This window comes from Planococcus sp. RAB007_Raresut, from assembly GCF_057369535.1.
On sequence record NZ_JBXYIF010000006.1, the window covers coordinates 261,979 to 275,347 of the forward strand.

At 37.4% G+C, this 13,369-nt stretch carries 13 protein-coding genes; 5 read left to right on the forward strand and 8 right to left on the reverse strand.

The features are described 5' to 3' along the window. Positions 1-214: 214 nt before the first annotated feature. The 5 genes from AC2Q9J_RS14095 to AC2Q9J_RS14115 form a co-directional block, all read right to left on the reverse strand. Complete coding sequence (locus AC2Q9J_RS14095; RefSeq protein ID WP_499040902.1) at positions 215-1,354, reverse strand: DGQHR domain-containing protein; 1,140 nt, start codon at positions 1,352-1,354, stop codon at positions 215-217. Beyond that, positions 1,354-2,895, reverse strand: coding sequence for a RelA/SpoT-related domain-containing protein (locus tag AC2Q9J_RS14100; protein ID WP_499040903.1), 1,542 nt, complete (start codon positions 2,893-2,895; stop codon positions 1,354-1,356). Before AC2Q9J_RS14100 ends, AC2Q9J_RS14095 begins: the two co-directional genes overlap by 1 nt. A 142-nt stretch (positions 2,896-3,037) precedes the next feature. Beyond that, positions 3,038-4,168, reverse strand: a complete 1,131-nt coding sequence (locus tag AC2Q9J_RS14105) for a hypothetical protein (RefSeq protein ID WP_499040905.1) — start codon at positions 4,166-4,168, stop codon at positions 3,038-3,040. Beyond that, positions 4,165-4,554, reverse strand: coding sequence for a hypothetical protein (locus AC2Q9J_RS14110; RefSeq protein WP_499040906.1), 390 nt, complete (start codon positions 4,552-4,554; stop codon positions 4,165-4,167). Before AC2Q9J_RS14110 ends, AC2Q9J_RS14105 begins: the two co-directional genes overlap by 4 nt. A 646-nt stretch (positions 4,555-5,200) precedes the next feature. Beyond that, positions 5,201-6,805, reverse strand: a complete 1,605-nt coding sequence (locus AC2Q9J_RS14115) for a DUF2075 domain-containing protein (protein WP_499041071.1) — start codon at positions 6,803-6,805, stop codon at positions 5,201-5,203. A 345-nt stretch (positions 6,806-7,150) separates the two neighbouring features. Here AC2Q9J_RS14115 and AC2Q9J_RS14120 point away from each other — a divergent pair, with 345 nt between their 5' ends. Further along, positions 7,151-7,639, forward strand: coding sequence for a DUF2975 domain-containing protein (locus AC2Q9J_RS14120; protein WP_499040908.1), 489 nt, complete (start codon positions 7,151-7,153; stop codon positions 7,637-7,639). A gap of 404 nt (positions 7,640-8,043) precedes the next feature. Here the strand turns inward: AC2Q9J_RS14120 and AC2Q9J_RS14125 are convergent, their stop codons facing one another. After that, positions 8,044-9,261, reverse strand: coding sequence for an aminotransferase-like domain-containing protein (locus AC2Q9J_RS14125; protein WP_499040910.1), 1,218 nt, complete (start codon positions 9,259-9,261; stop codon positions 8,044-8,046). A 337-nt stretch (positions 9,262-9,598) separates the two neighbouring features. On the opposite strand from AC2Q9J_RS14125, the gene AC2Q9J_RS14130 reads away from it, so the two are divergent. Both AC2Q9J_RS14130 and AC2Q9J_RS14135 read left to right on the forward strand, forming a co-directional pair. Then, positions 9,599-9,895 (forward strand): DUF4190 domain-containing protein, encoded by a 297-nt coding sequence (locus AC2Q9J_RS14130; protein WP_499040912.1) that lies wholly within the window; start codon positions 9,599-9,601, stop codon positions 9,893-9,895. 45 nt (positions 9,896-9,940) lie between these two features. Then, positions 9,941-10,258 carry a DUF4190 domain-containing protein gene (locus AC2Q9J_RS14135; RefSeq protein ID WP_499040914.1) on the forward strand — a complete coding sequence of 106 codons (318 nt, stop codon included), beginning with the start codon at positions 9,941-9,943 and terminating at the stop codon, positions 10,256-10,258. Between the two features lie 491 nt (positions 10,259-10,749). On the opposite strand, the gene AC2Q9J_RS14140 is transcribed toward AC2Q9J_RS14135, so the two are convergent. Together AC2Q9J_RS14140 and AC2Q9J_RS14145 are read right to left on the reverse strand one after the other, a co-directional pair. Next, positions 10,750-11,034 (reverse strand): putative quinol monooxygenase, encoded by a 285-nt coding sequence (locus tag AC2Q9J_RS14140; protein WP_341202286.1) that lies wholly within the window; start codon positions 11,032-11,034, stop codon positions 10,750-10,752. Between the two features lie 3 nt (positions 11,035-11,037). Next, the gene (locus tag AC2Q9J_RS14145) at positions 11,038-11,715 is read right to left on the reverse strand and encodes a type 1 glutamine amidotransferase domain-containing protein (protein ID WP_499040916.1); all 678 of its coding nucleotides are present in this window, start codon (positions 11,713-11,715) and stop codon (positions 11,038-11,040) included. A 252-nt stretch (positions 11,716-11,967) separates the two neighbouring features. Between AC2Q9J_RS14145 and AC2Q9J_RS14150 the strand changes: the two genes are divergently transcribed. After that, on the forward strand, positions 11,968-12,474 hold the full coding sequence (locus AC2Q9J_RS14150; protein ID WP_499040918.1) for a hypothetical protein: 507 nt from the start codon (positions 11,968-11,970) through the stop codon (positions 12,472-12,474). A gap of 161 nt (positions 12,475-12,635) precedes the next feature. After that, positions 12,636-13,352, forward strand: coding sequence for a 3-ketoacyl-ACP reductase (locus AC2Q9J_RS14155; protein ID WP_101801880.1), 717 nt, complete (start codon positions 12,636-12,638; stop codon positions 13,350-13,352). The last annotated feature ends 17 nt before the right edge of the window (positions 13,353-13,369 follow it).

Sequence of the window (13,369 nt, forward strand, 5' to 3'; positions counted from 1 at the left end):
TCTAATCTAATTATTTCAATTTCTAAAGACCAACACAATTCTTATAAATTTTTAAATCTAAAAAATGAAAAAACCACACTCGAAATGTTGATGTAACCAGTGTGGATAAGTATAAAGTATAATTTATATTGTGTTTTTAAATTGGTTTAAAATTGTTTCTTTTTCAAGGACACGATTTCTCGAAGACACGTTTTACTAGTGTTATTTTATACCTCTAAATTATTCCCTTAATAATATTTGTAGCTTTTTTAAATCCTGATTGAGAAGTAAGGCCCGAAAATACTCCGCCTACCACCCAATCTTCTTCGGTAAGATTACTAGCGTTAATATTTTTTGTGAAATCATTAATTGTATCAATAGTGAAACCGAATTTTTCAAGGGATTCTACTAGAATGTTGTGCAAAGCATTTATTCCAGTAGTTTTTTGAATATAATAACTTTTATCATAAAAGTACTCTACTATTTGATTATAATCGTTAACACTTTGTATCTCAAAACAGAGTGGCCACTTATTTTCAATAGATTCCCAAGTTTCTTTTATAAACCATGCAATTTCCATCGCATGTTTATTTGCTAATTGTATTACTTCCTCCATATCCTCTATTTCATAATACGGATTATTATCTTTTATATATAATTTAACTATATTTTTTATCGAATTTCTAAAAGCAGCTACTCCCACAATCCCAATAGATGCGTTTTTATTATTAAACCCAAATTTTATTGCTTTTTCCCACACTTGGGATCCTACCTCGTCTGCTGGTTCGTTTAAGAAATAAGCCACCTTTACACTTATATGATCAATTAATTCATTAATATCGGAAATTTTACTTTGACCTAATATTTGGTAATTATGGATAGCTAACAGGGTTAGATCAGTTTGAAGCTTTTTTGCCTTTGCATTTATATCATTAAAAACATGTACTTCTGTCACTCGCTTTTCACTTGGAACTATTAAGATGATTACATTTAACAAAAAGTCTAGAAAATCAACGTTATGATGTGAGGCCTCATATAAACCTTCAATTCTATGTTGTCCATCTACAATTCTAAATATTTTTTCATCTGGAATTCTTAGATATACTACGTTATGAAAACTTTCATGTTTTTCAACATAGTTGATTATATCCTCTTCATTTACACTTAAAATAATTGAAGTGGGTAAGATTTCTCTATTTTTTATTAATGTATTTTTTATATCTGTGTAATGCTTTTCATTCAATCTTCTTTGATATCCATATTTATTTTCTCCATATATTAGTACTTCAGAAGTTCTTTTTATGTCTTCAAGTTTCATTACTAAACTATAATACTTTTGGTCATGTTGGAAGTATTTATGAGCAATTAAATCCATTAACTTTCCCCTCCTTTTTTCAAAACTTTATCAATAATTTCTTTATTTATTTCTATTATCTCTTTCAATTCATTATATCTATTTTCGTTTCTCAATCTAAGTCTATTAATATTGTTTTGTATATTCGTAAAATGAGTTACTAATAATGTAGATTCTGTAAGCAGATCTTCAGAAATTAGGTGAATATTTTCAAAACTATTTTCTATTTTATAGACGCCAAATAAAACAGTTATTATTTTCACAGTATTCTCAGATATATATTCTTTTTCATCTTCATCATTATTTTCAGTATAGAGTTCATATGAAAGTTTATGATACTCTATAATACTTTTAAATTTCTCAGGTTCAAAAAATAATTTCTCATCTGAAACTAAACTTAATATTTGGTCAACATAATAATAAATGTATTCATTTTGCTCTTCATCAATTTCAAATGTATCTATTATTATTTCTTTGTAATAATTGAAAAATAATTCAATAGCATCTATGTAAGATTCGGCAGTATTATTGAATTTATCAACTGTTCTCATCCAAACTAAAATTATCATTTCTAGAATTTGCATGCTGAAATTTGTTTTCTTTAATTTCATAAAGTTTTTCATATAGGAGTTTATATCATCTATGTTGACTGTATTGTTAAGCTCTAGTAAATCTTGGTCATTCACTAGATCGAATCTAGGTGATATATAATCTTTAATTTTAAATAAAATCAATGAAATTTCCATTAAATTTCTTTCTGGTGAAATTTTGATTACTTCTCTTATTTTTTCTGTATACTCTTTTTGAACCATTGTAATAAAAGCAAAGTATGCTTCCTCACTCGGGTTATTATTACTAGCAGATCTGATACTATATAAGACATGGTCTACTTCTTCTATTAATTTCCCGACTCTATTCATCATACTTTTGGCTGAATTCTTCACTAAACTATAATCATAATTTTTATAGAATTGTTGATGCTCCATGTCACCCCAAGCAGATTGAAGTTGACTCTTAATTTGTAATTCAAAATAAAATTCATCTTTGTATCGAGCTTGAATTTTATAAATTGGTAGACCATTCTTCATTTCTTTCGGTTGTTTATCTATACCTGCCAAAGTTACTCCTTTATCCTCTAATAATTTCAAGTTTTCTTTAATCAAATTAAAAATGTTAACAGAATCTACAATTAGTTCACCTAAAATTTTTATTCCGATTATATCGTGATATTCTTTTAAAAAAACTTTAAGTTCCTCCTCTTTTTCTTTTATTAATTCTCTTGTATTTAATTCGTATTTTTCTTTTAAGACGAGTAAATCGCTATTTCTAATTAACTTTTCACCTATACTATTTTCCTTTTTAACTCTATTTGAAAATTTATAATAATCACCTTCGTGAACAGAGTTAACGAAAGACAAGTTATGTTTATTTCTATTTAGTTTTAAAACTTCTTCAAAGATTTTTTCTAATTCATTCTTCGCAGTGATATATTCGCTTTTAAAATTTGCATCGTAGAGAGTCCTTATTTCATTTACTATTTCTTCGTTATTTAGCAATTCCATTTACCTTCTCCCCCTTCTAAGAAAGAATTTCAGTTCCTATGATCATATTCCCACTCTAAATCGGATAAGTTTTTAATTCTTTATTTTTCTTTTATTTAAGGCTAATTTTAAAAATTGCTGGATAATGTAGCTACTTTCGTAGTTAGTCTTTTTCTATCTCATCTATTTGAATTAAAGTGTAGTTATTGAATACTTCATCATTCGAATTTATTTTTGATTCCATCTCACAAGTGACTTTTACAATACTAGGTACTTGGAAAGTAATAGTTTTAATATAATTTTTATCGATTTTACCTGAGTAGAAAACATTTTTGTCGTCTTGTATTGAAAATGTTTTTGTATTGATATTAATTGATTGTAAGATGCCATTTATTATCACTACCTGTTTTTCTTCTAATAATTTTCTACTTATAAACTTATCAATTTCTTTTATCACTATATAGTCTTCATTCCGGAAATTAATTAGAGTGTTTTTATTCTGATCTTTCAAATCTAAACTGAAATTTTTACTTTTAAGGCTACTTAAAAATGCATTATATTTTATTAATGAATTTCTACTGTACTTTTGAGCTATTGACTCAATATTTCTAGTCAAATCTTCTGAATCAACATTTATTGTATTTTCAAACATTGCAATAACTTCAGATAAAGAATCATTTGCGAATAAACTTATATTATCCATATCGTCTTGTATTGCAGAAACCTCTATTCCAAAAGAAGATGCTGGTAATGCATTTACAATAAGGCTTCCCGGAGAAATCGACTCATAAAACTTTTTAAATTTAATTAATATTTCTGATAAATTACCGATGTCGATAGAATGCCTATTTTTCTCATCCTTTAATGCCAAAGTTATAGTATCTCCAGTAATAACAGGAACCTTTAAAAGTTGCTCATTTCTTAAGTAATCATACTTAATTTCAAAAACTTCTTTAGGAAAGTAACTCAAATTGAAATTATTCTTCGTCAATAAGTTAATATTATCAAGTTCATTTTCAAAATTTGTTTTTATTAAATATAAACTTTTTTTCATATATAAATTATCAAGTATCGTTCTCAAATTAACTTGTAAATTATGCAATTTATAATGATCTTCAGGTGATATTTCCGAGAATAGCCAACTGTCTATAAAATTTTCGTCTGTATTAATGTAATGAAAAATATACTTTTTAGCACGGTATTCACTTATATATGTAAGAGGCATATCATAGTACAAATATACATTTTTCATAACACTTTCTTGGTATATTTCATTAGCATTTAAAGAAATCATACTTTATTCTCCTTAATCACCGAGAATTTGTCACTAAAAGTAAATGTTTTGTAAGCCCATAAATTTATATGTCCATCTATATCATGTGTTTGAACCCCAGAGTTAGATTGAAGAGACCCAATAGCTATTCTTCTTTGAGAGAAACTTTCGATACCATTTCGGATGTTTATAACAGCACTTTTAGACTTAAAAAAGGATATTGCATGAAGATCACAAATTGATTGTCCTTTTTTGGGCTTTCTTTTAGGACTTTCTTCTAAATTAGATAAGAAATCTTTTTCGATCAAGTTTTCGGACTTGACTAACCTATAAACATTTTCAACTAAGTGCTCTTTAGCCTCAGCTGGAGGACATTGATGCGGCAAATTTTTTGTTCGGTAGTCCATTCTTAATAAAATCCTTTCTATTTTTAACATAAGCTATGTAAACTTACATTAATTTTTTTAATGCTTAATCATAGTAATTATTTAAGATGTTTTTTATTCAAGAATTTTTTGTTTTAGATTCTTATTTAACCTTGAGTCTATGCATTTAAAATATCAACTCTTCATTCTCCGTTACATCAGCGTTTTTTACTTATTACTCACCTACTGACCAAACAGATCAATTTTGTACTTCCCTTTTGGTTTCGATGGTCTAGCCTTTTTGTTTTTTAAAGTTCTTCCAATATAATTGAATCGATTGCGTTTTTGGATTATAGGTTAATGCGTTTCAGATAATGATATAGACGTATATCATTTCAATTCCTTGAACAATATGTGTGCAGCCAATTAGGGCATCTTCTGGATGAATGGCTCAGTTGCTGCGAATCATTTCATAGTATCGTAAAGTCATTGACTTCAATCATTATGTACCTTAGAAGGTTATCGTCGATTCTTTTTATGACTTAAGTCGGTGCATATTCCGATGCATTTTTCTTTGACGACCTTCTAATAAATTTCATGGAGAGAGTGAGAATCGACAATTTAGAAATCGAAATCGCTATCGAGGTGTTTGTCCGCTTCCTGTCTTATAGAATATAATATTTTACTGTTATAACTCTAAAAGCCGCTCCCTCAACCCCTCATCACTCGCATAAACATAAAGCCCCTTTATCCCTCTCTTCATCAACACATTAATCGAATTCAATATGATCTGTTCTTTCGCTCTTTCAACATCCTCAATGCCTTCTTTACCTCTGAAAGCTTCGGTGTCGCTGTACCTTTCAGTAACGATCTTCAGACAATCATTCTGCCTATCATAAGTAACGGATGGACCCAATATCACTCCTACATAATTCAGATCGAAGCCTTGAATCGTATAGATAGATCCCGCTTCTTTAATTGTCTCCGGCTTTTCTGCCCAGGTGTTTTTGGTATCGGTTGAGTTCCAAGGGATTTCGAGACTGTCTTCTCTGATGTAGTACTGCTCGCCATCTTTCTTATGTTCATAATCGAATGTAGAAACCACTCTGGAGAGGCCGTGTTCTTCATTCTTTTCCACTATGGCATCGTGCATTTCCTTTGCGGAATCGAATATCTTAAAGTCATACAGCTTATCTTTTGGTAGCTCCATAATTCGCTTCTCTACAAAATTATCGATCCAGTTGATTACATCATCTCCTGCATTCATGCGGAACTGTTCTCTTAAAACATAGGGCTCTTCTCTTTGATTGCCTGACACGATTTTCTTGAGCCGCTCCTTGTCCCAATAGCTTTTCAGTTTTAAGACCTGTTTTTCATCGTAGACGACGATGACGACTTTGCTGTGCTTGATGATTTCCTCCAGCTGATTATCTTCATTGAATCCATTAAACGCATCGGCTCTGCTCAGCAATAAATGCGCTTCGTCGACCAGGACAACATCCGCTTTTTTAGCAGCATTCTTATGTTTGTTAATGAAGCTTGTAGGCTTGTCGAAGTTATTCTTTTTGAGAAATTTCACATTGGCAGCGATGTTTTTATACGTTTTCAGCATCTCTGAATGATTGACGAGCAGATAATTCTTTGTATTATGAAGGTTAGAGTTTTTATCAGCCGCCAGCTCCTGGATGCTGTTGAACACGGAACTCAGAACTACACTCTTCCCAACACCGGCTTCGCCCTGGACCATGAAGACAAATGTCTCATCGTCATCGATATGCTCTTCGCAAACTTCCAGAATCTTCGTTTTTAGCTCAAGTTGCGTCATCGTCAGCTCTTTAAAAGGAGAAAGCTTGAATATATCCCTGTTCTCAATTACGTGAGCAGGATTATTAACCATCTTCCTTTTCAATAGTTCTTTCCATATATCATTGAATATCTCTTTGTCGTAGAATTCCTTGTTGTGGTAGTTGTGCGTGACGCTTTGCGCAGTCTGACTCTTGTTCTGCAGCTTGTAGCGATCATCGCCCAAGAAGTAATTGATAAGTTTGGTTTCGATATTGTATGTAGCCGACCGGTGAAATTCTTCATGGATGATGAGCGTCATTTTTTCTAATTTCTTTCGCTCGATATTACTCAAGTGTGACTTCATCCGATTTTTAAAGGCTACCGTTTCGCCGATGTATACCGTCGTATTGTTGTTCAAGAAATAAACCACCGGATAGTCAAAGTAAGTATCGTTCTTGATACCTTCCAAGGTGTTTTTATCAAAGTTCCAGGTTTTTAGTTCGGTCATCCCCATAGATATTCAGCCTCTCTGGATGCAGCAGATTCAATGATTGCTGTCAGATATATAATTCAAGCGCTTACAATTTCTTTTAAAATTTTGGTTAAAACATCTCAGCGATACTAATGTCTTAATATTAGCATTATTTGGTTGTTAATTGTCTTCTTTTGGAAAATTTTATAGCTTGTTCACAGTAATTTATAGTGATAAAGTATTCTCCTCGTTCTATGTAGAAATCTCTAAAATTCTTTCATCTTGCTGAAAAGCATTAAAAATCAACATTTATTTATTGATATTCAATAAATAACATGCTATATTCTACTTACCAACAAACGAACGGAGTGAGTGTTTCCTATGACACGCAAACAAGCTTCTACGCTCTTCCTGAAAGTGGTCTTGCTGCTGATTGCCGGTGCGGTGCTTGCCTTGTGTGTATTCGGGTTGCCGGGAATGGCAGCAATGGATGCAAAGCTGCATCCGGAGACGGCTTATCTGCAGTATCCGTTTTTGATCTCGGCTTATGTGTTCTTCATCCCCATCTTTATTGCTATGTACCAGGCTTTCAAGTTATTGACCTACATCGACCGGAACCAGGCGTTTTCGGAAATGGCGGTGAAGTCGCTGAAGTTCATCCGGTATTGCGCATATGCGGTCATCGCGTTTATCGTACTCGGCGAACTGACGACGATTGCGCTGATTCGGGGTGAGGACATTACCCACATTATCACGCTGGGTGCCCTCGGCTCTTTTGCATGTATTGTCGTTGCGGTTTTTGCTGGATTGCTGCAGAAGCTGTTAAAGGATGCAATTCGGATCCGGTCGGATAATGAGATGATTGTATAGCAGGATTCGCGAAGTAGAGAAGGGTGTATCATGTTATCAGCCGCAAAACTTAAGCATGTATTTCTTAATAGAAAGTGATCGGAGGTATGGAGCAAAACAGCGAAGACTCCCAGAGGAGTAGAAAGGGAGTTGGCATTCCAACTCCCTTTCGAGCGAAGTGCTGAGATCCACTCGGTCGAAGTGGAACGAGACCGAGTTAGCTCAGTGCAAGCCCCAGGAAAGCGAAGCTGTTTTGCGGAATATCGGCTGCTACAGGTTATTTACTTCAACTTATATAGAGGAAAATTTTCATGGCGAAGCTGGATAAAGTGATCGCAGAAGCGATATTATAAATCTATACAGAAAGAGCCCCTTCTTTGCGGAAGGGGCTCTTTCAATATGACTCACTGCTGGAGTCACAGCGTTTATTTGACTAATTCTTCAATAGCTCGATTCACTGAACTGAATTCACGGTGCAGCACTTCAGCAATGCGCTTCATGCCTTCTTTGATCTGCTCCGGATTAGAATTGGAGAAGTTCAGGCGCATCGTGTTTTTTTGTGCTCCTTTGACGTAAAATGGTGCACCTGGTACAAATGCCACGTTATTTTCCATGCACTTCAACGCGATGTCACCGGCATTCATGGAGTCAGGAAGCTCTGCCCAAATGAATAATCCGCCTTCTGGTTTATTGAATGAAATATTTTCAGGGAAATAATTAGCGATGCAATCCAACATGGTTTCATATCTTTCCCTGTAGACGGCTTTGATGGTTTCGATATGGGCATCGAGATCATACAGTTCCATATACTTCGCAGTCATCTGCTGCGCCAGGCCGTCGGTATGCATATCAGCGGATTCTTTGAAACCAGCGTACTTTTCGAGTATTTCTTCTTCTGCACAAATCCAGCCTAAACGCAGGCCAGGTGCAAAGATTTTCGAAAATGAACTGAGGTAAATGACGCGTCCTTCTGTATCAAATTGTTTGATGGGCGGAATCGGGGTTCCTGAGAAACGGATGGCGCCGTATGGATCGTCTTCCAAAATCAGCACATCGAACTGATTGGCGAGTTCAATCATCCGCTTTCTTCTTTCAAGTGCAAGTGTTCTGCCCGTCGGATTCTGGAAATCCGGAATCGTGTAGATGAATTTAGCCTGCGGATTTTCTTGCAGGCACCGCTCCAGCGCATCCATCTTCATGCCGTCTTCATCCATTTCCACGTCTACGATATTTGCATGATAGGCGTTAAAGGCGTTGATGGCCGCAAGATACGTCGGACTTTCGCAGATGACGGTATCGCCTTCATCCAAAAATACTCTTCCTGTCAGGTCAATCGCCTGCTGGGAACCTGATGTGATCATCACTTGCTGCAAATCCGATTGGATTCCGATGGCTTCCATTCTTTCCATCACCGCTTGTCGTAGCGGGATATACCCCATCGTGGATGTGTATTGCAGAGACGCAGCTCCCTGATCCGTCAGGACCGCATGGCTTGCTGCCTTCAATTCTTCAATGGGAAACAGCTCCGAGGCCGGAAGTCCGCCCGCAAACGAAATCAATTCAGGCCGTTCTGAAGAAGATAAGATCAAGCGCATTTCAGATGGCTCCAGTGCATTGGCTCTTCTTGCATATTTATGTTGCATATTTTATTCCTCCATCCGAAAATCCTTTTTCATATTTCCATTCGATTCATAAGATTGCATTCTTCACTAGTGGCATGCATTTAATGGGCATTGCAAATATAGCAGTATAATTTGCTATTCCTCACATTGTACAAGCTTTCGAGTTGAAATGAAATCACCGATGCAGCTGTTCACAGCAGTTTTTATAGAATTCAAATTGAAGCTCCTTCCGTTGAAGAGGGCGTTTTTATTTGAATGAAAATTCAAAATTCCCCTATATTAGATGGATATTATTGGTACAATGAATAGAAGAAGTTTTGAAAAGAAATAGAATGTTGAACGAGGGGGAGAGATTAAATTGGTTGAAGAAAATTACAATAGCAGGAAGCTGGAGACCAACAGCAATTCGATCATTACGTTAACATTGGGGATCCTTTCAATCCTGATCCCATTGCTGGGGCTGTTTCTCGGGATCATCGGCTTGGTGGTCTACCGAAAAGCGAGAAACGAGATAGCGTTGACTGGTGAAGGTGGCAAAGGACTGGCAATTTCCGGCTTGATCTGCAGTATCGTCGGGATTCTTACACAGCTGTTTATGGTATTGATGTGGTTTCTGTTTTCGTCTATAGCATTCTTTGACATGGCGATTATGTAATTCCGCTTTTAAAGCTGTTCCATTAAAATATTAAGGAGAATAAAAATGGTCGATAATACACCTCCAGATAATAGTTCGGTGACTAATGGCAAAGCTGTAGCCACTTTAATAGTAGGGCTGCTTTCAATCCCGCTGCCATTTTTCGGTTTATTTTTTGATATTTTTTCATACGTTTTACCTTTTTTCGGGATAGCTATCGGCATCTTCGGTATCGTGTTATACAAAAAAGCCATTAATGAGATGGCGTGGACAGGAGAAGGCGGCAGAGGTATAGCAATTGCGGGCCTCAATTTCAGTATTGTCGGGATTTTTATACAATTGTTTATGATAATGGGTGTAATAATATTCAGGTCTACTTTTTGATATTGGGTATTTTATATGGAAGCAAATTAAAAAATTGATTCAGCACCGTCTTCTGGCGGTGTTGTTTTTATTTTATCTTACGGTTTTCGGTTTTTATCTTACGTTTTTCATCTTCTATCTTACGGTTTAGTGGTCTTATCTTACGGTTTCGCCTTGGTATCTAACGAATCCATTTTTAGCTCCACGCTCTGATGAAAAGCTGAATGGTCGCAGTCCGCCGGGGCGGACTGCTTTGGGCGGGGCTGCAGCCCCGCCCGTTTTTCGGCTAATAAAAGGGGTTGTTTTCGTATAGCGGGGATTTGTTGTCATATAGCCGGATGATGTTGTCGTATAGACTCCGGTTATTATCGTATAGACCATTTTTAATGTCATATAAGAGAATCCACTCCACTTTTGCACTCTCATATCCGCTCGCCCCTCCCTTCCGTCTGACAACAAAAAATGCAGAACTCCGCAATCGTTCGCGGAGTTCTGCATTTGGTTTTATTGATTTAAAGTGCCTTCAGCTTAAAGACTTCCCGCTTTTCCACCAGATCCGCCGTATTCGTGCGGTATTCCTGGTAATGGGCGGAGCCGATGTGGCTCTGCAGGGCGTCGATGTCCTGCCACGTTTCGTGGAGGACAAAAGTGTCGTCTTCAATCGATTGGTGGAGCACATAATGCAGGCAGCCGGCTTCAGCGCGCGACGCTTCCTGAACTTTGTTCAGTTCCGCCAATAGCTGCGTTTCCATGTGTTCCTTGGGCTTCAGGATGGCTGTAACGACGATTGGGTCCATCGCTCAGTCTTCCTTTTTGCTGCGTTTATCCAGTGCTTTCACCAATTCGTTGCCCAGCTCTTCAGCGGAAAACGGGTCGCGTCCCGTCAACAATTGCTCATTGCCCCAGACCACTTTTTGGTCTGCTGAGTAGTTCCCCACTTTATCCATTTCTTCTTCAAGGCTGAATGGCAATAAAGCCGGAAGACCTTCGGGTTCAACGTTTTCAGGATAGCCCGTTACGTCAAGTCCCTCGATGATGCTTTTGCCGTCCGGACGTTTTGTCCAGATTAACGGAGCTGGTCCGTGACAGACGGCCGACACGATGTTGCCGTTGTCGTAGATGCCATTGATAATCTTGTGCAAGGTCTCGTTTTTCGCCAGGTCAAACATGGCACCGTGGCCACCTACGATGAACACTGCATCATAGTCTTCAGGATTGATGTCCGACAGCTTTTTGGTATTGTCAGCCAAGCCCGCTTCATACATTTTCTTGTACTTCCCTTGTGGATCCGTTTCTTCCGTCAGGCTCGCCTGGTCGATTGTCGGTTTGCCGCCGAGCGGTGAAGCCAGTTCCAATTCGTGCCCCGCATCTTCTAAAATCTCCATCGGTGCAAACAATTCTTCACCCCACCAGCCGGTTTCGTAATTGTTCTCTTCGTCTTTGTGTCCGCTTGATAGGACTGCTAATACTTTAGCCATTTATGTTTCCTCCCTTAAATTAAAAATCAACTTGTCTGGTAGTGTTCCCGAATTTTTCATGTGTAAACAAACTGTGTATTAAGAATACTGATAATAATTCACTTCCTTTATTTGGTTATTATGCTTACAATTCATATATAGGAGTGTTTCAGATGAGCAGGATAGAATCGCTCATAAGTTAAGTTCATTACTAAAGGAGGCATTCATCTGAAAAAAATAATACTGCTCTTCGCTGCTATAATTGCTGTAGCGGTGATAGGGTTTTCTATTTATTATACGAATGAATATTATATTGAAGATAATGAAGCAGCCATTCAAGCCAATCTGGATACCTGGCTGAACCGGCCACCCAGCGAAGAGCTTAATCCTGAAGTATTAGAGGTGAAACAAATAGCGGATACCACTTCCCATATCATCTTTTTTCAATTGGATGATGGTGATTTCGGTTATGCACGCTTGTTGAAAGGATTGAATGGAAAGTTTAAGATCGACCATGCAGGATATGGCTCCGGTTTCCTTAACTCTTCTTATCAAGTCATTGAAACCAATAAAGGGGAATACTTGATATTATACGGCGAAAATCCTGATTTGACGGTTGACCATGTTTTAGCAACGGCTCTCAGCGGGGAGTATGATATTACATTCGATATATCGGATGATCAAAGATTTTTGCAATCCGCGAAGATACCAAGTGAGGTGGAAAGAGCTTTTCCGGTTGATTTAACCTTTTATGATGAGGGAGATAATTTGATTGAATAATTTCTTCCACCATATATGAACAATTAAATCACCTTCCACTAACAGCAGACCCCCACCCTGCTGTCTTTTTTATTCCTCTCAAGTTCTCAACTTGGATTTCCACCTGCCTTCTTTGCTACACTAGAGGACGAAACTGATTGAAATTAGAGGAGCTGTTCACTATGCAAGATATAAAAGGGAAAAACGCATTAATTACAGGAGCCGGTAAAGGGATCGGCCGGGCTACGGCAATCGCTTTCGCAGCAGAAGGCATCAACGTCGGACTTGTCGGACGCACGGCGGCAAATTTGGAGAAAGTGGCTGCGGAGCTTGAACAATACGGCGTGAAAACGGTATTCGCTGTGGCGGACGTCGCGGATATGGAAGCGGTCAACGCAGCAGTTGAACATATAACAGAAGAACTTGGATCGATCGATATTCTCATCAACAACGCCGGCATCGGCAAATTCGGCAAGTTCATGGAACTGTCGCCGGAAGAATGGAAAGCGATCATCGATACGAATCTGATGGGCGTTTATTATGTGACGCGTGCCGTTCTGCCGCAAATGATCGAGCGTGAGTCTGGCGAGATTATCAATATCGCTTCGACTGCAGGACAAAAAGGCGCGCCGGTAACAAGCGCATACAGCGCATCGAAATTCGGTTTGATGGGACTCACGGAATCGTTGATGCTGGAAGTCAGAAAGCACAATATCCGTGTGACTGCCTTGACGCCAAGCACTGTTGCGACTGACCTCGCGATCGAGTCTAATTTGACGGACGGCAATCCGGACAAAGTCATGCAGCCGGAAGATATGGCGCAGATGATGGTTGCCCAGTTGAAGCTGCACCCGCGCGTGCTGTTGAAATCAGCTGGCCTTTGGTCGACGAATCCTTAATCTCAAATAAATAAAAC